Consider the following 23,150-nt stretch of genomic DNA (forward strand, 5'->3'; position numbering starts at 1 on the left):
TAAAAAAAGGCAGATGCCCGGCACCTCACTTTAAATGCCTGACATCTGCCTTTTTGACTCTGCTAACTATAATCGCTATAAATGACAAACCATTGATTACACCTCTGTGTTCTCATTACCCTCTTCCTTTTTCTCTTCCAGAATCTTCATAAACTCCTCACCGGTGATCGTCTCCTTATCCAGAAGATAGTCTGCCAGCTCATGAAGCTTATCCTCATGCCCGGAAAGAATAGCTTTCGCTTTCTCATACGCGCTCTTTACCAGCGCAATCACTTCCTCATCGACCTTCGCCGCCGTCTCTGCCGAACAAGCCAGAGAAGTATCGCCGCCTAAGTAGGCGTTATTGACCGTCTCGAGCGCTACCATGCCGAAATGGTCACTCATGCCGTAACGCGTCACCATCGCACGGGCAATCTTGGTTGCCTGTTCGATATCATTCGAAGCCCCTGTCGTGATAGAATGGAAGATCAGCTCCTCCGCCGCACGGCCGCCGGTCAGTGTCACGATCTTGTTGAACGCCTCTTCCCTGCTCATCAGGAAGCGCTGATCCGCCTCCACCTGCATCGTATATCCGAGTGCCCCGGAGGTTCGCGGCACAATCGTGATCTTGTGGACCGGAGCCGAGTGCGTCTGCAGCGCCGCTACCAGCGCATGACCGATCTCATGGTAGGAGACAATCTTCTTCTCATCCCCGGAAACACCGGCATCCTTCTTCTGATATCCGGCAATAACCGTCTCGACACTCTCTTCCAGATCCTGCTGGGACACGGTCTTTCGTCCCATCCGTACTGCCCGCAGCGCCGCCTCATTGACAATGTTTGCCAGCTCCGCGCCGCTCGCACCGTTGGTGGCACGGGCGATCTCATTGTAATCCACACTCTCATCCACTTTAACCTTTTTGCCATGGACTTTCAGAATTGCCTCACGGCCTTTCAGATCCGGCAACTCTACCGGAATCCGGCGGTCAAAACGTCCCGGACGAAGCAGCGCCGGATCGAGGGATTCCGGACGGTTGGTCGCCGCCAGAATGACAACACCCTTCTTACCGTCAAAACCATCCATCTCAGTCAGAAGCTGGTTCAGCGTCTGCTCGCGCTCGTCATTGCCGCCCATGCCGGCGCCGTCACGCTTCTTACCAATCGTATCGATCTCGTCGATAAATACGATACACGGCGCTTTTTCATTGGCCTGTTTAAATAAATCACGCACCTTCGCCGCACCCATGCCGACAAACATCTCAACAAATTCCGAACCGGAGATCGAGAAGAACGGAACGTGTGCTTCCCCGGCAACAGCCTTCGCCAGCATCGTTTTACCGGTTCCTGGAGGTCCGACTAACAGGGCGCCCTTCGGCAGCACCGCACCGATCTCCGAATATTTTTCCGGCTTATGCAGGAAATCGACAATCTCTTTTAATGCATCCTTCGCCTCTTCCTCGCCAGCCACATCTGCAAATGTGATACCCGTCTCAGATTCTGCATAAATCTTCGCATTCGACTTGCCAAACGTCATTGCGTTGCCAGGTCCGCCACCCATCCGTTTCATCAGCGAGCGTCCCATGAACTGTCCGATTCCCACAAAGAGAATCAGCGGCAGGATCCAGGTCAGCAGGAAATTTAGCAGCGGTGACGCCTGTGTGTTGATCTCCGCACTGTATTTCACATCCTTACCATCCAGCAGATCGTACAGATTGACACCCGGAATCTCGCCGGTTTTGTAGGTAACATTCCACGCTGTGTTTTTATTGTCATTTTTCAGCGTATAAACGATCTCATTGTTCGTCGTCACATACACTTCATCGACATTATCTTCCTTCAACTGATCGCTGAACTGGTCAAACCGCACCTGCTGCGTCCGATCCATCATAGATGGAAAGAGGAAAATATTTAACAGCATGACAATCAGCATAACCAATCCATAATAATATAAAAATGATTTTCTGGGCGGCTGCTTTCCGCCGCCGTTCGTGTTCTCTACCATAGATTGTTCTCCTTATTGTGAGTCTGTGACAGATGGTTTCTGTGTTTCTGTCACATCGTTTCGTGATACATTAACATATACAGCATTCTTTGTTATTTGTCAATCCACAATAGTAAATATTTATTTACTTTTTATATTTGTTGACCTTTTTGTCTGGGTGTGCTAGAGTACAAGTAAATTGATGTTTCCTTGTTTGCAATTTATGTTTGTGAAATGGACCGCATTTTATTACTTTGATATTTAAATTTGGAGGTTTTCCTATGAATCCAGGCAAAAAAAATTCAAATCTTTTAAAAAACACCGGTATCCACTTCCTGGAGTTTGCACTCGGCTTTCTCTCCCTGGCGAAATGCCACTACCAGCCAAGCCATGATATGAAAGTCAACTCGCTTCCATTTTTTGCCCTGATCGCGCTCGACAGCTGGGCAGATCAGGACTATACCATGTCTGAGCTGGCGGACAAGCTGAGTATCACAAAGCAGCAGCTCTCCCATATGATCAAGGTTCTTGAGGAACGCGGTCTGGTCGAGCGGATCCATGACACAGCCAACCGCCGCCGCGTCTACATCCGCATCTGCGATTCCGGCCGTGAGATGATGAACCAGATGAAGCAGGAAATGCTGTCTTCCACCCTGTTTGGGCTGCGCGCTTACACCCCGGAAGAACTGGCATCGATGGACGAGTGCCTGTGCCGCCTGATGGAATTAATGAAAAAATTCAACTGTGAAACCGATGAACCTGCGAAGAATGTATCCGTATGATAAAGACACTGGAGACACTTTTTTCTCCGCTTTCTTTTAAATCCTGTATAATTGACTTTTGTAACGTCCAGCAGCATTCCGGATTGATTTCTCTGCCATTTCATCCTTTCATCCGTTCCGGTGTGTTCCACGCCTCGGCAGAGTTTTCTTTCTGTGCCAATGGATGTTTCTCAATGATACAGAAAGAAGGTTCCTACATATTATGCCACAAATGATAGAAAATCATATTTTTCCACACGCTACTCATAGCAAGCACACTCTCCCCCTCTCATCCAGGCAAACTTCTGCTGCCATTCCACGCCTTTCCGGTCAAACGCGTGCTGCCGCACCTGCAAGAGCCCAAAAGGCCGCGGACGAATTTGCCCGCTACCTGCTCACGCGCAACCTTGCCGATGAGACACTCCGCGCTTACACTTATGCGGTACGGCAGTATTTTACCTATTACCGTGACATTACCTATCCCAATTTAAAGCTATACAAAATCTTTCTGCTCGAGCACTACAAGCCGCAGACCATCAACCAGCGGATCCGGGCTTTGAATGCCTACCTGGATTTTAAAAAGCTCTATCCCGGGCATCTTCCCATGGTAAAAATCCAGCAGAAAACCTATCTGGATCACATGATCAGCGAGGCGGATTATGAATACCTGAAACGCTGCCTGCTTCGGGATGAACGGTACACTTACTATTTTCTTATCCGTTTCATGGCGGCAACCGGCGTCCGGGTCAGCGAGGTGATTCAGTTCCAGGCAGAAGATATTTTCTCCGGCTATAAGGACATCTATTCCAAAGGAAATAAAGTCCGGCGCATCTACATCCCACAGTCACTCCGAACCGATACCCTCAAATGGCTTTCCTTTCTCCACAAATCCCACGGTCCCATCTTCCTCAACCGCTTCGGTTCCCCCATCTCTCCAGGCGGCATCCGCAGCCAGTTCAAAACCATCGCCCTCTCCTACCACATGACACCGGAAATGGTACATCCGCATGCATTCCGCCACCGGTTTGCCAAGAGTTTTATCGAAAAATGCGGCGATATTTCCCTGCTGGCGGATCTGTTAGGACACGACAGCATCGAAACAACCCGGGGGTACCTGATGAAATCGAGTTAGGAACAGCAGACGGTGATTGACCGGGTGGTGACGTGGTAGGCACAGGCGTGTGAAAACCATAAAAGGGGAAAGAACTGCCATTTTCCGCAATTCTTTCCCCTTTATTATAGATTTATTTTTTCTCTGCCTCCACAATCACGAGCTCATATGGCAGTGCTTCCTCAGCGCTATCGGTTCTAATGTTTTCACCCGACCGTTCTACCGCATTCTCTTTTTTCTTCTGCTTCCCACTGTCCAGCTTTGTCTCAACATTCTGTTCCGCCTTCTTTTCAGAATCTTCCTCCTTTTCTGCTGTTCTACTAAATAAGACGATGGGAGATTTCATTTGGTTTTACATATTTGCAATTTTTTTAACAACTTTTCTTTCCAAATAAACATTTTTCAAAACGGAAATTAGAAGAACCAGATGAATAATAGAAAACGCATAAAGATATTACAGGCATAAAAAAAGCCCGGCAGAAAGAAAATGTTCTATGACATTCTCTCCCTACCGGACTTTTCCTAATATTAAATTTCCTTACAGCACCTTACTCAAAAATGCCTTCAATCTTTCGCTCTTTGGATGCTCAAAGAACTCCTTCGGTTCGTTTTCTTCGATGAAGTTACCGCCCTCCATGAACATGACGCGGGTTGCCACCTCGCGGGCGAAGCCCATCTCATGGGTAACCACGACCATCGTCATGTGTTCCTCGGCAAGCTGGCGCATTACGTTTAATACCTCGCCTACCATCTCCGGGTCAAGCGCAGAGGTTGGCTCGTCAAAGAGCATCACATCCGGATGCATTGCCAGTGCGCGGACGATCGCCACACGCTGTTTCTGACCGCCGGAGAGCTGTCCCGGATAGGCGGATGCCTTTTCCTTTAATCCGACACGCTCCAGAAGTTTCAATGCCTCCGTCTCCGCCTCGTCCTTCGGGCGTCCGAGCAGTTTCATCGGTGCCAGCGTCATATTATCAAGAATCGTCATATGCGGGAACAGGTTGAACTGCTGAAATACCATTCCCATTTTCTGACGGAGTTTGTCAATGTTTGTCTTCGGATCCGTGATATCCGTTCCCTCAAAATAGATGTGTCCGCCGGTCGGAGTTTCCAGCAGGTTCATGCAGCGCAGAAATGTGGATTTACCGGAACCGGATGGTCCGATCACGCAGACAACATCCCCCTTGCGTATCTGGGTGGAAATATTGGTCAGGACCTTTAAATCACCGAACGCCTTGGAAAGGTCATTGATGTCAATTATCACTTCTCCGTTTTGTACGTTATCGTTCATTCTTTCTCAGGCTCCTTTCCAGATTCTGTGCAAAGTGGTTGAAGATCATCGTCAGCGCCAGATAAACAGCAGCCACGATCAGAAGCGGTGTCCACGCGTCATACGTTCTGGAACGGATGATATCGCCGCCCTTCGTCAGATCCTGCACCGCCACGTAACCGGCTACCGAAGTCTCTTTCAGAAGAACAACAAACTCATTGCAGAGCGCCGGAAGTACGTTTTTAAACGCCTGCGGCATAATGATATAACGCATCGTCTGGACATAGTTAAAACCAAGGCTTCGACCTGCCTCCATCTGTCCCTCGTCGATCGACATGATACCAGAACGGAAGATCTCCGCTACATATGCCGCCGAGTTAAGACCAAACGCGATCACACCGACAAAGACGCCGGCAAATACACGCGATACAAAAATACAGTAGTAGAAAATCATCAACTGGATGACAACCGGCGTTCCCCGGATGACCGTCAGATATACCTGGCAGACACCATTTAAAAATTTCATTTTACCGGTTTTGTCGTGAGTCGCACGGACAATCGCAATCAGCAGACCAAGGGCAATGCCGATCAGGGTCGCAAATAACGTGATGATCAGGGTATTTTTTAGGCCCCCTGTCAAATACTGCCACCTGTCATCCTTGATCAGGTTTAAATATAAGGCCTGCTTGAGTTTCTCCAATCCGTTTTCCTCCTTGTAAGATGATATAGACCCGAAAAAGGGCTGCTGCCGAATTTCATCTTTTTCATTCTGCAGCAACCTTTTTCTTAATCAAACAGATGTAGCTTTTTCTGTCAAATTATTCAGCGGTAATGTATTTTGCAACGATCTCGTCCAGTTTTCCAGACTCTTTCAGGTTTGCGATGGATGCGTTGATAGCGTCCAGAAGCTCTGTATTGCCCTTCTTAACTGCGATTGCGTACTCTTCTTCTGCGTACGGTGTTTCCAGAAGCTTTAAGCCTTCATTCTCGTCTACAAATACCTGTGCCGGTTTGTTGTCAATGATAACTGCATCGATCTTGCCAGTAGACAGTGCCTGTACTGCATCTGCGCCCTTGGAAAATCTCTGTACGCTCTCCTCGCCGAAATCATCGGTGGAGTACAGGTCTCCGGTGGTACCCTGCTGAACGCCGATCTGCTTGCCCTTTAAATCATCCAGGGATGCGATGTCACTGTCCTCTGTTACGATAACAGACTGAACGCCGGTTGCGTAAGTGTCAGAGAAATCCACCTGAGTCTGACGGTCCTCGGTAACAGTCATGCCTGCTGCTGCGAAATCAGCTTTGCCGGACTGAACCTCCGGGATGATAGAATCGAATGCTACGTCGGTGATTTCCAGAGATGCTCCCATATCCTCGCAGATAGCGTTTGCAATATCTACGTCGATACCTACGATATCATTTCCATCGTGGTACTCATACGGTGCGAACTCAGCGTTGGTGGACATAATCAGAGTTTTTCCTGCAAATGCGCTGTCGCCAGCTTCTGCTGCCTCGCTGCCCTCTGCTGCCTCTGCGGTTGTCTCCTCATTCTCCTCTGCGGCTGCGGTTGTCTCTGCCGGTTTGGAAGAGCATGCTGCTAACGATGCTGCCATAGCAGTTGCCATAGCGATTGCTGCTAATTTCTTTTTCATAATAAATTCCTCCTCATTTCTATTCGCTGCTTTTGTATTTTTATGCAGTAAATACGAATATTCTTACTTTTATTATTGTATCTAGGAATACATTATACCGCATTTTTATAAATAATCAAGCCTGAATTCCTGTTTTTTACAGGGTTTTGTATGATTATGCATTCTTTTCCAATTTGTACGGTTCCAGTTACGGACAGATCTGGTTGTTAATTCTTGGCACGGGAGTTTAATAGTTGCATAATCAGGTTAGTGAAATTTTGAAAGTAAATGAAAGCAGATGACAGCTCGAAGAATGTTTCCGGTTTCCGAACGGATTATCAATTCATAACGAACAGTAAAATGAGAACAATTCCAAAAATGGACAAGGAAGAAAAAAATACTATAGTCTGCAACAGCAACAAAAATCGCTGCACCCCAGCAAATACAAGGGTTACAGCGATTTTATTTTCACTCAACTGACAAAGACTGGATATATATTTTTTTCAATAATCCAAATTTTTGTTTTTTCTGTGTTTCCTGTTTTCAAACTTCACGTTCTCTCCACAGGCAATATCATTTACTTAGAGAATTTCTTTGAAAAAAATTTCCTTTTTTCTACCAATAACTCAACAAGCACTTGACAACACCTTGATAGTTCAGCGCCTCAGCTAAAAAAACGCATAAAAGCAATCCATTCGTTATAATAGCGTTGACTAGAAACTATAAAACAAGCCCGGCAACCAGGTTGATACGACAGGAACAAACGATACCAGCAGCAAAATAGGTAATGCACCAAAAAGCAAAAATGGAAGAATAGGTTTAATAAGTTTATGAATCGGAACATCACAAACTCTGGAACATGCCATCAGACAAGTAGCCATTGGCGGTGTAATTGAGCCAATACCTATCGAAACAAAAACGATTACTGCTAACTGAATTGTATCTATTCCACATGCAGTAGCAATCGGTGTAAGAAGTGGCACCAGCGTCAAAATAATAACATTTCCATCCAAGAAAAAACCTATAAAAAACAGCAGAAGATCTATTAACAGGATAAGACCAATACGATTATTGGTAATTCCCAACATTAACTCTGCCACCAACTCAGGAATATGGTTAAGTGTCATCAAACGACTGAAAATCAAAGTCATTGGAAACATTATAACCAATGCCGAAACATCCTTGACTCCCTTAGAAAAAACGCCCATCAATTGAACCAGAGAAAGCTTTTTATAAACTACCACTCCCATGATCGCTCCATATAAACAGGTAATTGCACCTGCTTCTGTCGCTGTAAAAATGCCGCCATAGATACCCCCTAACACAATTATCGGCATTAAAACTGCTACAACAAGCTCTAAAAAAAATCTATTCCGGCTTATAGTCTCACGCGCATTTTTTTCTGATTCTTCTTTAGGCTCATTATCTTCAGTACATGCAGAAACGGATGCAACTGTTTTACCCGCATATTCTGGATGATAATATTTTATATAAATAATCCGATTAATGATCAAATAGAGTCCTGCCCATATTAATCCCGGCACAATCGTAGCCATAAATAAAGCACCAACCGATGCCGAGGACACGGATGCAAAAATAATAGCATTTACATTTGGTGGAATCATAAAGCCAAAAGGACTGGAAGCTGCAATTAATGCCGCTAAATATGCTTTATCATATCCTTTCTTTTCCAATTCTGGCACCATAGCTGTTGACAGTGTATTAGCCGTTGCCAATGCTGAACCGCAAAGGGCACCAAAAAAGCAGGAAACTACTGGAATTGTGGCCGTCAATCCTCCCTTTACATTATGTAGCATCTTATCCGCTACCCGAATCAGCACATTTGCAATTCCGCTTCGCTCAATCAAAGAACCGCCTACTATAAAAAGCGGAATCGCCAACATAGAAATAGAGTTCAAAATGTAAAACGCATTCGTTGCAAACGTTCCTGTACTTCCAAGCCCCATATATGCCACAAAAAAGGAGCCGCCCAAAAATGCTAATGGAACTGCAACGCCGGAAAAAATCATGAGTAAAATTAATACTGCAGCTATTCCAAATATCATAATGTGCGTAACCTCCTTATAGATTTACAAACATTCACCACATAATAAACCATCATCCCCAAAGCTCCTAAAAATACAGAAGCATATACCCACCACATGCTAAATCCAACAGCCGGAGACACCGTTTTACGTTCAATATGTGTCATCATTAAATCAAATGTTAATGGCATAAATAATCCACATATTATAGTAGAAATAATCAAACTAAACAAATGAAGTGCTTCTTTTGACTTTTCCGTCTTACACAGATTCAAGAAGAAATCGACTTTTAGCATATTGTCATCACGCACAACCAGTATTACTCCAAGCCATACAAATACAATAAATAGAATTGTTGGCAATTCCTCATAGCCGTGCATATTAATATTAAATACCCAACGACTGAAGATTGTCAGATTAACCATAATCATCATCACAATCAACAAAATGCCCGCTAAATTTCCAACCACAAATTCAACTATATGATCTAATTTTTTTAAAAATTTCACCACGTTCCTCCTCTCTTTAACGGTAACTAAAAAAGCAGGGGATACTACAAACATAGATATCAATCCACTTGCAGCATCCCCCATACCATTAATAATTAAACAGCTCAGATACCTGATTGTATAATTCTTCTCCAATCAGTTCTCTCCACTTATCCGACAGAGAAGCCGCATACTCTTTCCATTGATTCAATTCCTCATCTGTTGGCTGATAATATGTAATTCCTTTTTCATCAAAGAATTTTTCTGCGTCTGCTTTCATATCTTTATAAGATTCATATTCAGCCTCTGAACACGCCCAGGCAGCATCCACAAATATCTTTTGATCCTCTTCGCTATACTGATTAAACTTATCTAAATTCATCATCAAACTATACGAAGTCCACTGAGCTCCAACATATGAATAAAATGGTGCTACTTCATAATAATTTTCAATAATATATGAAGGTATCTGCTGATCCGTAGCCGTAATCAAACCATTCTGCAGCGAAGTATATAACTCTCCGTATGGCATAATTGCGATATTTCCCAAACCGCCATAAAATTCGTTAACAATAGCATCTTCATATGTTCGAAACGTTTCATTCGCCAGATCCTTCGGCACTTTAATCAATTTATCTGTCGAAAAGATGTGGCGCTGTAAGCCACTGTTTTGCGCCAAAAGCTTAATTCCATTTTCTTCATAAAGCTTTGTATTAATAGCAAATCCTTCTGCATTCGGATTAGCAAGCTTTTCCCTCACTGTGTCTAAATCAGGTAATAAAAATGGAATTCTTTGCCATGCAAATCTCTTATCTACACTAGACATTCCGGCACCAAAGTTAAAATCCGTCTCCCCATCCTGAATCATCTGAAAGGATTCCGCATCGCTGGCATAACTGGAATACCAATAAATATCTACTACATAACGGCCATTACTATTTTTCTCTACCTCTTCTTTAAATTTCAGTAGTCCATCAGCCCATGGATTATAATCCGGGGCAACCTCTGGATCTAACGCTGATGTTGTCAAAACAAGATGAGTTGCATCTGAATCTGCTTTCGTAGTTTCTGCCGCTTTATCGCTCTGCAGTGCAACTGTATTATTACCTCCACATCCAACTATAGTTAATGCCATCATTGCTGCCATTGTCGTTGCAATTAATTTTTTCATTGTACCCCTCCTTTTTCAACATCCACCATATTCTTTTTCTGCTCGTTCCTGGCTGATCAAGCCATCTTTCACATCACACTTTAATGCTTTTTTATCTCTCTCAAGCGGATTACCCCAACCTCCGCCGCCACTTGTCTGAATATAGAGTCTATCTTTCTTATAAAAACGCACCCTTGCTTTCGAAGGCAAATGTTCTTCCGTTCCATCAGCTCTATTTACTGTAAAACGAGCTCCTAATGCTGCTTTTCCACCATTTAATCCCCACGGTGCCGTATTAACACGATCAGAGGCAATAAAGCAGTCCACCTCATCTGTCTGGAATTCCAGGACTCGCTCAATTCCAAATCCACCCCTGTGCTTACCAGGTCCTTCAGAATTTGGAGCTAAACCATATCGTATTACCTTAACCGGCATGATTCTTTCAAGAACTTCTACTGGTGTATTTCTGGTATTAGTCATATGCGTATTAACTCCACTGGTTCCATCTTGATCGCACATTCCACCATATCCTCCTCCAACAGTTTCACCATTAGCAAAGAACGAATGTGTTTCTGGATTATAACCACCCAGCTGAATTCCATTCATAGATCCACAAGCAGCCGCACATACTTTTTCTGGAACCACTTGAGCCAGTGCACCAAGCAGTACATCTACCAAACGCTGACACGTAATAGAATTTCCAGAACCGGTAGCTGCTGGATATACCGCATTTACCAAGGAACCTTCCGGTGTTATAACCTCAAAGCGGCGATATGTTCCAGAATTCGGTGGAATCGTGGGATCTGTCACTGCTCGAACAACATAATAAATGCAAGCCAAAGCCATCGGACGAACACAATTCAAAGGTCCTCTTACCTGAGGGCATGTTCCCGTAAAATCAATTTTAATATGTGGACCTCCTGTAGTAATTGTTACCTTGATTTTTAATGGCTCTGTTGTAGTAATTCCATCTCCCTCTAAGAAATCCTCAAATTCAAATGTTCCTTTCGGAAGTTTTTCTAACTCTGCTCCCATTCGCCGGTCACAGTAGTTCTCTAACTCTGCAATTGCCTCAAGAACTACTTCTACGCCCATCTCATCACATAATTCCTCAAACCGCTTTTCTCCTACATTATTTGCTGCAATCTGAGCCATCAAATCTCCGCTACTTTCGTATTTTGTTCGGATATTAGAGCGAAACATAGCAAAAATCTCAGGATCTACTTTTCCTTCTTTTTTTATCTTTACTGGTGGGAAGCAAATCCCTTCATGGAAAATTTCCGTTGCATCTGGTGTTAACGAACCCGGAACCTTTCCTCCCACATCTACATGATGCGCCAGATTTCCTACAAAAGCTACTAGCTCTCCTTTAAAAAAGATCGGAGAAAAGATAATAATATCTGGCAAATGAGTTCCACCAATGAATGGATCATTGTGCATGATAGCATCTCCAGGTTTCAGTTCTTTTTTGTTAATATGCTTTAAAGCTCCCTTTACTCCCCAAGGCAACACTCCTGAATGAACAGGTATATGCTCTGCCTGTGCAATCGTCTCTCCATTTACATCAAATAACGCACACGAACAATCTCTTCTATCTTTAATATTTGTGGAATAGGCTGTCCGAATTAATGCTGCTCCCATCTCTTCTGTAATTGCAAAAAAGCGATTTCGCATAACTTCCAATGTGATTGCATCCATCTTTTCATTCCTCCTTTTAGTTCTCTTCTAATGCTTCCATCTTCCCAGTCTCATGATTTGCAATCTTCACAACCAAATTCATTCTCTCATCTACTGTCACCTTATCGCCAGGCCCTACTACGGACGTAGCTCCTGTTTCCTCTATGATTGCCGGACCGATAAAGCTGTTACCTGCTTTTAAAGCATCTCGCTTATATACGGCTGTATCCAGCCACTCTCCCATAAAATAAGCTTTTCGAATTTCTTCTGGTTTTGGAAGTTCCTTGCTAATTTCTCCTTTTGAATACAAGTTACTTTTGTCCATTTCCCCAACTACAGAAAGACGCAAACTAACCAACTCCATGGGATCATTCTTCTTAAATCCATAAGAACGCTCATGTGCATCACTGAAATCATTCACAAGCTTATCCCAAACCAGCTGATTCACCGGGCTATTGGGTACCGAAATCGTTAATTCGTAGGCCTGACCAAAATAGCGGATATCTATTTTTCTCTCAAAACTTACGCTACTCTCTGATACGCCATCTCGAGCCATTTCTTTTCTTGCTTCAGCCTCTAATTTTTCAAATTTTTCTTCCATATGGTTGAAAGAAACATCTTTTTCATGTTTATGATACGTGCATACTTCATCATATCTAATTGGTGCAACTAATAATCCAAAAGCAGAAAAGTTTCCAGGTGCGATAGGAATAACAACTGTTCCTATATCCAGAGTTCTTGCCAGTTCAACCGCATGAAGTGCTCCCGCTCCTCCATATGGCAGAAGCACAAACTTTCTCGGATCGATTCCTCTTTCTACCGTCATAACTCTAATTGCTCTGACCATGTTGGAATTCGCTACACGAAGAATTTCCTCTGCTACTTCCTCCACTGTCATATTTAATTTTACGGCCAATTTTTCTTCTATCGCTTTCCGTGCAGCCGCCACATCCAGGTGCATTTTTCCACCTAGCAATTTTTCACCCACACGACCTAACACAGCATGAGCATCTGTTACTGTTGGTTCTGTTCCTCCTTTGCTATAACAAACCGGTCCCGGTACTGCTCCTGCACTGCGAGGACCAACCCGAAGCGCTCCACCAGCATCCAGCCATGCTATAGAGCCTCCTCCTGCTCCAATCGTAGTAATATCTATATGTGGGAATTTTACCGGAAATCCCTCAATCACTCCTTCACCTGTGATACCAATAGAACCATTCTGCACAATTCCTACATCAAATGACGTTCCTCCAAGATCTCCAGTAATAATATTATGATAATCCGTAATCTTGGAAAGAAATTCGGCAGCCAAAACACCTCCAGCCGGACCAGATAATAACGTATTCACACTCTTCTGAGCTGCAATCTGATCGGTCATCATACCTCCAGAAGATTGCATAATAGTCAATGGAGAATTAATCCCATTTTCATCTAATCGTCTACGCAACTGGGATACATATTTCTGCATTCTTGGCTGAACATATGCATTCATAACGGTTGTATTCATTCGTTCAAATTCACGAAACTCCGGCAAAATTTCGCTAGATACAGACACTGGAAAATCTGGTGCGATTTCACGAATAACTTCCAACGCTTTTTTCTCATTTTCATCATTCGCATAAGAATGAAGAAAACAGATTGCAATGGATTCCGCTCCCTCTTCCATTAATTCATGAATCGTTTTCTTTAATTCCTCCATATCCAACTGCACCAATACAGTTCCCGTATAATCCATTCTTTCGTCTGCCTCCCGACGAAGATATCGTGGAATTAATGAAGCTGGTTTTCTAGCATGTAAATCATAAAGTTCTAGTCTGCTCTGGCGACCAATATCTAAAACATCTCTAAATCCTTTTGTTGTTATTAATGCTGTTACAGCGCCGTTTCGTTCCAAAAGTGTATTTGTAGCCACTGTCGTTCCATGTGCAACACCCGTCACACAATCTGGTGCTACTCCCAACTCTTCTAAAAGTGCTCTAATTCCGTTCAGAACACCTATACTTTGATCTTCAGGTGTAGAAGGCGTTTTTGCAAAATACACCTTACCATCTTCATTTATTCCGACTACATCGGTAAACGTTCCTCCTACATCTACACCTAATTTCAATTTAGCCATTTTTCATCCTCCTTTATCTCTATCCCTGGTAATAATTTACTTTCGGCATATATTTACTTCCTAGCATCTTATGAAATTCTGGGTATCTTGATTGTTCCGGGTGACGTCCTTTCTTTTCTGTTACATCATTAGCCAGCCATTGTAATGGAATAATGTAAAATAATGGAGTTAAAATTTCATCCATTCCTCCTGGAAGCGAGATAAAACGACCTTTTATTTCAATCTCTTTTTCAAAGCCCTCGTAACCAATAACAGTCACGTGATCCGAATGTTCCTGAGCAAATTGAATCATTCTCTTTATTCGCTCTACTCCAGGTCCCTCGTTTACCAAAAAAATCAAATATGACCACTTTTCAAGACAATGATACGGACCATGCATGTACTCTTCCACATCATATACCTCTACCGGGATTCGCACTCCTTCTAATACCTTAAGAGCCCCTTCTTTAGCTGCAGCTGTTAAAGTACCACCTCCGATAATTGTCACAGATGGAGCAGATTTATACTCCTCCGCAAAATCTTCAATTTCTTCAGATGTACATCTCAAACTTTGCTCCATCCATTTTGGAACTAACGAAATGTCTAATTCCTTACCAGCTAATCCCGCAGCATATAAATACAACATTGCTATAGTCGAAGTAAATCCCTTCGTTTTGGCCCCTACCAGTTCTTCTCCTGTACATGTATCCAAAATTGCCTCAGCACTTTTTCCACCAGGATTATCAGGCTCGGCTGTTACCATAACGGTTCTAGCCCCATACTCTCTTCCTTTTTCCAAACAATGTATCGTCCCAATACTACGTGCCGTCTGTGAAATTCCTAAAATCAGCGTTTTCTCATCTAGTCGATAATGTGGATAGTAATACAAAAAATCAAATGGGGTAAACACCTGGACCTCTGCATTGAACCATTTTGTAAATGCATATTTAGCCGCAATTGCTGTATGAAGTGAGGTTCCAGAACCAATTAAATAGATTTTGTCAAATGGACCTTTTCCCACTATAGAATACACACTATCACACACTTTTTCTGCATTTTGGCAAACTCTTCTAATTGTGTCTGGCTGTTCCAATATACAGCTCTTCATGGTTTGCTTCATTCTATGTATGCCTCCCAACTCTTGTATTTTTCTCTATTTTATTTTTTTACCTGTATGTCCTGCTCTTCGATTTTTTTTGAAGCAAAATTAATTGCTCCTAGAGCTCCTGCTTTTCCTCCCAAGTTTGCCAAACAAATATCCGCCTGAATTGGCGTAAGCCTGCCAACCTCCTCTCGAATCCGCTGAATCACAGATCCCATAGAATCAGAAACTCCACCGCCTATTACAACCTTCTCTGGATTTAAAAGACTAATCGTATTGGCTATCGCAACTGAAAAATCACGAACAAATTTGTCTATTACCGGTATTACTGAGGTATCTCCTCGGCTATATGCTGCAAATAATGCTTCTGCCGAACCAACAATTTGATCCAGTGCCGAGCCAGAACATTTTTTTTCTAAAATTCCCTGTTGTCCTAATTTATTAATTTCTCCTTTTTCCACATCAGAACTATCTAAATAATATCCCAATTCTCCTGCTCTTCCTTGAGCTCCCAATACCAACTGTCCACCACATACTAATGCTCCGCCAATACCTGTTCCCAATGCAATAAACAACATATCGTCCGTCTGTTCGCCTGAACCTATCCAACGTTCACCTAATGCTGCCAGATTCACATCATTTCCGACATACACTGGAAATGAAAAATATTCATTCATTAAACTTTGCAAAGGAAATTGATTCCACGATAATGCTTTGGCACGCACCACTGTTCCATCTGAATCCACCGTTCCCGGGACTCCAATTCCCATGCCAAATATCATTTCTCGTTTAATTCCTGCTGCTTCTAATGACTCCTCTACAATCTGGACTAATTCCTCAAACTGATTTTTGGTTGGTAATTTTTTTTCGTACACAATATTACCCACCAAATCTGTTATCAAAAACAAAAGTTTTGTTCCGCCAATATCTATGCCAATACAATACGCAGATTTTGGATTAAATCCCAGCATAGTAGATGGACGTCCAACCCCTGAGGGAGACATACAATCTCCATACTCAACTAGGAGCTTTTTCTTAATTAATTCATCTACAATCGCACTAACTGTTGTTTTACTCAAATTTAATGCCTTTGATATCTGTGCACGGCTAATCGGCTGTTTCTCCTTGACCATATTTAGAATCAATGTCCGATTAATTTTTCGTATTAATTCTAAATGCCCTAAATTTCCATTCTTCTCCATATTACACCCCTTACTCACTTAATTAGTTCAGTACACTTACTAATTCTTTTAAAAATTACCTCTCGTATCAAGCAAGAGGATTTATATATAAAATACACTTTTATTATTCTGTTTTCAATAGGATTTTTCAACAAAATATCTTTATATTTTCGTAAAAATCGCCAAAACGCGTTTCACATAATTTGTTTATTTAGAAAACTAAATGTCACTTTCAAGATACACGCCCATATATGCTGAACTCTTTTTGCAATGCAATTGATAATTCATAAAATCAATTATATCTAACAAAAATGCAATTACAAACCAAGGATGACAGTAACTGTCAACCTGTAACGAATCAACAATTTCAAGAATGTTTTTACTAACCTTCTATATGGTTCCACACATACCCATGCAGTAGAACTTTCAACATTTCCTTATCTCGCTCTTCCCAGGCGGCTTGTACGTTCTCCATATCGAACATGGGCATTCTTCGTAAATCTGATATGCTGAAATCTCCCAAGAGCAGGCGTGGCAAAGGCAACTGAAAGAAACGATAGCAACAAAAAACAGGTCCGGACGCACGGAGAGTAATCAGTGTATCTGAACCTGGCTTTTCATTGAGATTTCTTATGCTTTTTTTCGTTGACATTTAATACTGTTCAACGTATCATATAATCAAGAAATGGGTTTGTTACCGTACAGCTATTGCTCAAGCGGGGTGCTCATTTCTTTTTTATGTTCACCATGTCATACAGATATAAATTTCCGTCTGTAGCATGTCGTATCAACATTTCTATCCTGAATATATTAAATCATTTAAGAATACCTCGGTGCTCTTGTAGCCAAAATCAGACGCACCCTTTCTTACTTCCTTGAACATTTTTCCGCATCGATCGCCAGCACAAACATCAATGCATCCAATGCATATTCCAGCTCATTTACCTGAATAACATACGTGTCCATCATATGGAACAGCTCTTTGCTGACACTAGCAACCGAATATCCCCTTTGATCGAGGATATTATAATCCCATTCCATAATCGAACCATCGATATGCCAGCCATTGTAATCAATGTTGTAATGCGGTGTCAGGAAAGAGATTTCTTTACTCAGACATCCGATATAGGTGCCGTTTTTATATATCTCAAATTTGGGCAGAAATGTCAGTACACGCTGAACAACCATTCCAATTTCATTGCCGTCTCCATCATATATCACCAGCTTATGGCCCCAGGACAACTGGCCTTTTACCACATATACTGTATTGCCAAACTCATCATAAATATCATAACTGTCAAACCACGAAAATAACCGCTGTTTAAATAAAAGCTTCATAAAATCACCTCAAATATCATAATCCGTTCTCTTTTGTCCTCGCTCGGAAACAAATCCGATGTGTCGATCTCATCATAAAACATTAGCTGTTCCTCCGTCATCAGACAACTGATATATTCCTCCGATGGATAATAAAAAAACAGCAGTATCTCTCTCGGATTTTCGTAATAGGACTCATATATCCTGGCAAGAACAGAATGCAATATCTCTAACGAAAATGGATTAAAAAAATAACACCGGTTCACTTCTGGAGGAAGCTCATAGTTCTCCGCACTGCTTAAGATAAAGGAAGTACGGTTTCCGGACACTGCCGTCTCCTTATTTTCTGCTGCCCCCTGATAAATACGTTCATCGTATTCGATTCCGATTGTTTTACACCTTGTCTGATAGGACAAGTAAAAACAGACTCTTCCCTTGCCGGTTCCATAGTCCAATAAGGTATTATTCTTCCGAATTAATCCGCTGTTCGCCAACCGTTCCAGAACCACGTATGCCGTCGGTTCGTATGGGTATCGGTATTGATCCGCATGCGAATCATCTCTGCCGCTTGTTCGGATTTTCAGAAATCTATCCCATTGGGTCTCATTTTGGTTCATGGTATATCTCCCGTATCATTTACTCGATTCTTATATCTACAGAATATAGGAAATTGGCGGCGCTTGTCAACTTGCAGCTTTGGAAAGAAAAAAATTGCAAATATGTAAATCTCCCATCGTCTTATTATGGGCAGATCTTGTTGTTAATTCTTGGCAAATCTAATATTTCGTACTATAACTATTCTGTACCGTTTTCTCTGTACTGGGCATCTGCTTCCGTAAAGAGAATGTGCCTTGTCACATTCTCTCGCCGGGCGCGGTCGCTTGCAGCATGATTCACAAGATACGGAACCATTCCTTAGGTTTTATTACGAAAGAAGGCTTTTTATGATTTCCCGTCTACTTACCTTAACTGCCTGGTCCATGACGCCGCCCGCAGTCTGGTCTCCCTTTCATTTAGCATTTATGCTGATCGGCATCCCGCTCGCCGCCTTTGCCGCCTGGAAATTGCGGACGCGCTCCGAAGCGTTCCGTCTGCATCTGCTCTTTGCCTGCGGTGTTTTTCTGGCATTTTCCGAGGTCTACAAACAGCTTTTTCTCTATTACATAGAAAACAACCGGCACTACGACTGGTGGTATTTTCCATTCCAGCTCTGCAGCCTACCGATGTACCTCTGCCTGCTGCTGCCCTTTGTTCCGCATAAATATCAGCGTATTTTTTGCACTTTTATGTATAATTACAACCTGCTCGGTGCCGTCATGGTGTTCGTCGATCCGTCCGGTCTGATGCACCCGTACTGGACGCTGACCCTGCATGGATTTATCTGGCATATCCTTCTGATCTTCATCGGACTGCTCATCGCCTTTTCCCGCATGGTGCTGCCAACCGCCAAAGGATTCTGGCAGTCTACAGCTGTATTTGCGGTCGGATGTGTCATCGCAACCATCATCAATGTTACCTCGCATCCGTATGGAAACGCAGATATGTTTTATATCACGCCGTACTACGCGACCACGCAGATTGTGTACTCCCAGATCGCTGCTAAATTTGGAATTTTTGCCGGAAATGCAGTGTACGTGCTTTCGATCATCCTGGGTGCCTGGCTGCTGCATCTCGTATTTCAAGCCGAACGTCCGTGAGACTTGGCGCGTGATTCTGGTCAGCAAAGCTGACATATTCGTTGCTGCTCACTCATTCCGTGCACATCAACGGGATTTTACCGATGCTTCGCATTTCAAATCGGCAAAATCTGCTATCGATATGATATCATACGGAATTTTCAGTTCAGAAAATTCCTAATCTGCAATTAAAAGAGCGCCAGCCCCGCATTCACAGCCGGGCAGACGCTCTTTTCTATAACAGCTCAATTAATTCACTGTCACGGTAAAATCCACTGAAACGACTTTGTAACAATGGATTTTATCCTTTTATTTTTATTTACTGAATCTCGCTATGGAACTCCTGCAGGGACTTAACCTCCAGATGTCCGTTCTTCTTGATACTTCTCAGAGCCTGTACGGTAGCCTTTGCTGCTGCCATGTTGGTGAAGTACGGAATCTTCGCCTTTACAGCTGCCTTACGGATGTAGCTGTCATCGCCTCTGCCCTTCTTATCGTTCGGGGTATTGATGATGATTGCCACTTCTCCGTTGGTAATCTTATCTAAAATGTTCGGACGGCCTTCGTTGATCTTGCATACCTTCTCAGCCGGAAGTCCTGCTGCTACCATCACATCACAGGTTCTGCCTGTACCCATCAGGGTAAAGCCACACTCGTAGAAGCCTCTTGCAACCTCGATAAGCTCTATCTTATCCTTGTCATTGACACTCAGGAGGACAGTTCCTGAGGAAGGAAGACGTGTCTGGGTTGCTTCCTGTGCCTTGTAGATAGCCTCACCAACGCTGGTGGACATACCAAGAACCTCACCGGTGGAACGCATCTCCGGTCCAAGTACCGGGTCAACCTCCGGGAACATCTTGAACGGGAATACCGGCATCTTAACACCGTAGTGCGGAATCTTCTTCTCTTTCAGTGCCGGAACCGGTGACGGACGGCCTGTTAAGTAGGAAGTCATGATATCCGTTGCCAGTTTTACCATCTTGATGTTGCATACTTTAGATACCAGCGGCACGGTACGGGATGCTCTCGGGTTTGCCTCCAGCACGTATACTTCGCCGTCCTCGATTGCATACTGCATGTTCATCAGACCTACTACGTGCATCTCTTTTGCGATACGGCTTGTGTAATCGCGGATTGTCTCTACCTGATCCTTGGTCAGATTTCTGGACGGAAGGATACAAGCGGAGTCTCCGGAATGGATACCTGCCAGCTCGATATGCTCCATAACTGCCGGAACAAATACGTTCTCGCCATCACTGATCGCATCTGCTTCACACTCGGTTGCATGATGCAGGAAACGGTCAATCAGGATCGGACGGTCCGGAGTTACGCCGACAGCTGCTCTCATATAGAAGGTCATCGCTTCATCGTCATGAACAACCTCCATGCCGCGGCCGCCAAGTACATAGGACGGACGAACCATAACCGGATAACCGATCTTATTAGCAATCTCCAATGCATCTTCTACAGTAACTGCCATGCCTGACTCCGGCATCGGAATCTGCAGTTTATCCATCATCGCACGGAACAGGTCACGATCCTCTGCCATGTCGATGGTTTCCGGAGTTGTACCCAGAATGTTGACACCATATTTCTTCAGGTCTGCTGCCAGGTTCAGCGGTGTCTGACCACCAAACTGTGCGATAACTCCCAGCGGTTTCTCCTTGTGATAGATGCTTAATACATCTTCCAGAGTCAGCGGCTCGAAATACAGTTTATCGGAGGTATCATAGTCTGTAGATACGGTCTCTGGGTTGCAGTTAACGATAATTGTCTCAAATCCAAGCTCTTTCAGGGCGATAGCTGCATGTACGCAGCAGTAGTCAAACTCAATACCCTGACCGATACGGTTCGGACCGCCGCCCAGAATCATGATCTTCTTGTTGTCGCTGCACGGACTCTGATCCTTGATATGGTAGCTGGAGAAGTAGTATGCGGAATCCGGTGTGCCACTTACGTGTACGCCCTCCCAGCCTTCTACGATACCCTCTTTGGTTCTTGCATCGCGGATCTCTTCCTCAGTAACGCCTAACAGCTCGCTTAAATATTTATCTGCAAAACCGTCCAGCTTCGCCTGGCGGAGAACCTCAACCGGCGGAACCTCGCCCTTATACTGCATCAGGCTTTCTTCCTCTTCTACCAGTTCTTTCATCTGCTGGATGAAGTAATGTTTAATCTTGGTTAATTCGAACAGCTCGTCTACGGTAGCGCCCTTACGAAGTGCCTCGTACATAATGAACTGACGTTCGCTGCTCGGAACATGCAGCATCGCAAGCAGTTCTTTTTTTGTCTTCTTATCGAAGTCTTTCGCATGACCAAGACCGTAGCGGCCTCTCTCCAGGCTTCGGATCGCCTTCTGGAATGCCTCTTTGTAGGTCTTTCCGATACTCATAACCTCGCCGACTGCCTTCATCTGGGTTCCCAGCTTGTCCTCTGCGCCTTTGAACTTCTCAAATGCCCAGCGTGCAAACTTGATAACAATATAGTCGCCGGACGGAACATACTGATCCAGAGTGCCGCTCTTGCCGCATGGAATCTCATCCAGAGTCATACCGGTTGCCAGCATCGCTGATACCAGTGCAATCGGGAAACCAGTTGCCTTGGATGCCAGTGCGGACGAACGGGAGGTTCTCGGGTTGATCTCGATAACAATATCACGGTCTGTCTTCGGATCGTGTGCCCACTGTACGTTGGTACCGCCGATTACCTGGATTGCTTCTACGATCTTGTAGGATTTCTCCTGCAGACGTTTCTGCACTTCTTCCGAAATGGTTAACATCGGAGCAGAACAGAAGGAATCTCCGGTGTGTACGCCCAGCGGATCAATATTTTCAATAAAGCAGACAGTGATCATGTTGTTCTTCGCATCGCGGACAACTTCCAGCTCAAGCTCTTCCCATCCAAGGATAGACTCCTCTACCAGAACCTGACCAACCATGCTGGCCTGCAGGCCTCTTGCACACACGGTCTTCAGTTCTTCTACGTTATATACAAGACCGCCGCCTTCGCCGCCCATGGTGTAAGCCGGACGAAGAACAACCGGATAACCCAGTTTATCTGCGATTGCCAGTGCATCCTCAACGCTGTAGGCAACTTCACTTCTAGCCATCTCGATGCCCAGGCTTTCCATTGTATGCTTAAACTCGATACGGTCCTCACCACGCTCGATAGCATCAACCTGAACGCCGATTACTTTAACATCATATTTATCCAGAACACCTGCTGCTGCCAATTCGGAGCAGAGGTTCAGTCCGGACTGTCCACCCAGGTTCGGGAGCAGCGCATCCGGGCGCTCTTTTTCAATGATCTGAGTCAGACGGTCTACGTTTAGCGGCTCAATATAAGTCACATCTGCTGTCTCCGGATCCGTCATAATCGTAGCCGGATTGGAATTGACCAGCACAATCTCATAGCCGAGTTTTCTCAGTGCCTTGCACGCCTGTGTTCCCGAATAATCGAACTCACACGCCTGTCCGATAATGATTGGACCGGAACCGATAATCAATACTTTGTGAATGTCATTTCTCCTCATGTTTTCTCCCTCTCATTGTCTGCTGTTTTTTGGCTTTAAAAAAGCGGCCTCCCGGATCAACTAAAAATCAAGCACCTCCGCGGTGCCTTCACGCGCGTCTGTCTGATCTTCCGTCATCCTGACAGCCTCCGCCAATCGCAGCTCTGCCAGACCCC

At 43.9% G+C, this 23,150-nt stretch carries 17 protein-coding genes; 3 read left to right on the plus strand and 14 right to left on the minus strand.

Annotated elements, in window-relative coordinates:
* Positions 1-96 precede the first annotated feature (96 nt).
* On the minus strand, positions 97-1,980 hold the full coding sequence (ftsH, locus tag PUQ60_RS05210; protein ID WP_273400796.1) for an ATP-dependent zinc metalloprotease FtsH: 1,884 nt from the start codon (positions 1,978-1,980) through the stop codon (positions 97-99).
* A 260-nt stretch (positions 1,981-2,240) separates the two neighbouring features.
* Here ftsH and PUQ60_RS05215 point away from each other — a divergent pair, with 260 nt between their 5' ends.
* Together PUQ60_RS05215 and PUQ60_RS05220 are read left to right on the plus strand one after the other, a co-directional pair.
* Positions 2,241-2,741: a MarR family transcriptional regulator gene (locus PUQ60_RS05215; protein ID WP_107000566.1), complete on the plus strand. Its 501-nt coding sequence runs from the start codon at positions 2,241-2,243 to the stop codon at positions 2,739-2,741.
* Between the two features lie 202 nt (positions 2,742-2,943).
* The gene (locus tag PUQ60_RS05220) at positions 2,944-3,852 is read left to right on the plus strand and encodes a tyrosine-type recombinase/integrase (protein WP_273400799.1); all 909 of its coding nucleotides are present in this window, start codon (positions 2,944-2,946) and stop codon (positions 3,850-3,852) included.
* 517 nt (positions 3,853-4,369) lie between these two features.
* On the opposite strand, the gene PUQ60_RS05225 is transcribed toward PUQ60_RS05220, so the two are convergent.
* The 12 genes from PUQ60_RS05225 to PUQ60_RS05280 form a co-directional block, all read right to left on the minus strand.
* Positions 4,370-5,122, minus strand: a complete 753-nt coding sequence (locus tag PUQ60_RS05225) for an amino acid ABC transporter ATP-binding protein (protein WP_022360149.1) — start codon at positions 5,120-5,122, stop codon at positions 4,370-4,372.
* On the minus strand, positions 5,112-5,801 hold the full coding sequence (locus PUQ60_RS05230) for an amino acid ABC transporter permease (RefSeq protein ID WP_022360148.1): 690 nt from the start codon (positions 5,799-5,801) through the stop codon (positions 5,112-5,114). The genes PUQ60_RS05225 and PUQ60_RS05230 overlap by 11 nt, the downstream gene beginning before the upstream one ends.
* 118 nt (positions 5,802-5,919) lie before the next feature.
* Positions 5,920-6,753 (minus strand): basic amino acid ABC transporter substrate-binding protein, encoded by an 834-nt coding sequence (locus PUQ60_RS05235; RefSeq protein ID WP_022360147.1) that lies wholly within the window; start codon positions 6,751-6,753, stop codon positions 5,920-5,922.
* Positions 6,754-7,445: 692 nt separating this feature from the next.
* Positions 7,446-8,798, minus strand: coding sequence for a TRAP transporter large permease (locus tag PUQ60_RS05240; protein ID WP_273400801.1), 1,353 nt, complete (start codon positions 8,796-8,798; stop codon positions 7,446-7,448).
* Entirely contained in the window at positions 8,795-9,421 is a 627-nt protein-coding gene (locus tag PUQ60_RS05245) for a TRAP transporter small permease (protein ID WP_273400803.1), read from the minus strand. Before PUQ60_RS05245 ends, PUQ60_RS05240 begins: the two co-directional genes overlap by 4 nt.
* Positions 9,375-10,436, minus strand: coding sequence for a TRAP transporter substrate-binding protein (locus PUQ60_RS05250; RefSeq protein WP_273400805.1), 1,062 nt, complete (start codon positions 10,434-10,436; stop codon positions 9,375-9,377). Before PUQ60_RS05250 ends, PUQ60_RS05245 begins: the two co-directional genes overlap by 47 nt.
* A 15-nt stretch (positions 10,437-10,451) precedes the next feature.
* Positions 10,452-12,113 carry a hydantoinase B/oxoprolinase family protein gene (locus tag PUQ60_RS05255; protein ID WP_118468271.1) on the minus strand — a complete coding sequence of 554 codons (1,662 nt, stop codon included), beginning with the start codon at positions 12,111-12,113 and terminating at the stop codon, positions 10,452-10,454.
* Positions 12,114-12,129: 16 nt separating this feature from the next.
* A complete protein-coding gene (locus tag PUQ60_RS05260) occupies positions 12,130-14,208 on the minus strand; it encodes a hydantoinase/oxoprolinase family protein (protein WP_273400807.1) in 2,079 nt (692 codons plus the stop codon).
* Between the two features lie 19 nt (positions 14,209-14,227).
* Positions 14,228-15,307, minus strand: coding sequence for an SIS domain-containing protein (locus tag PUQ60_RS05265; protein WP_118468274.1), 1,080 nt, complete (start codon positions 15,305-15,307; stop codon positions 14,228-14,230).
* Between the two features lie 38 nt (positions 15,308-15,345).
* A complete protein-coding gene (locus PUQ60_RS05270) occupies positions 15,346-16,491 on the minus strand; it encodes an ROK family transcriptional regulator (RefSeq protein WP_273400809.1) in 1,146 nt (381 codons plus the stop codon).
* 846 nt (positions 16,492-17,337) lie between these two features.
* Positions 17,338-17,808: an LURP-one-related family protein gene (locus PUQ60_RS05275; protein WP_273400811.1), complete on the minus strand. Its 471-nt coding sequence runs from the start codon at positions 17,806-17,808 to the stop codon at positions 17,338-17,340.
* The gene (locus tag PUQ60_RS05280; protein WP_273400813.1) at positions 17,805-18,404 is read right to left on the minus strand and encodes a methyltransferase domain-containing protein; all 600 of its coding nucleotides are present in this window, start codon (positions 18,402-18,404) and stop codon (positions 17,805-17,807) included. The genes PUQ60_RS05275 and PUQ60_RS05280 overlap by 4 nt, the downstream gene beginning before the upstream one ends.
* A gap of 327 nt (positions 18,405-18,731) precedes the next feature.
* On the opposite strand from PUQ60_RS05280, the gene PUQ60_RS05285 reads away from it, so the two are divergent.
* Positions 18,732-19,484 carry a YwaF family protein gene (locus PUQ60_RS05285; RefSeq protein ID WP_273400815.1) on the plus strand — a complete coding sequence of 251 codons (753 nt, stop codon included), beginning with the start codon at positions 18,732-18,734 and terminating at the stop codon, positions 19,482-19,484.
* Positions 19,485-19,782: 298 nt separating this feature from the next.
* Here PUQ60_RS05285 and carB read toward each other — a convergent pair whose 3' ends face one another.
* Positions 19,783-22,995 carry a carbamoyl-phosphate synthase large subunit gene (gene carB / locus PUQ60_RS05290; RefSeq protein ID WP_022360145.1) on the minus strand — a complete coding sequence of 1,071 codons (3,213 nt, stop codon included), beginning with the start codon at positions 22,993-22,995 and terminating at the stop codon, positions 19,783-19,785.
* Between the last annotated feature and the right edge of the window lie 155 nt (positions 22,996-23,150).

Source organism: Clostridium sp. AF02-29 (genome assembly GCF_934835585.1).
Classification (GTDB): domain Bacteria; phylum Bacillota; class Clostridia; order Lachnospirales; family Lachnospiraceae; genus Otoolea; species Otoolea fessa.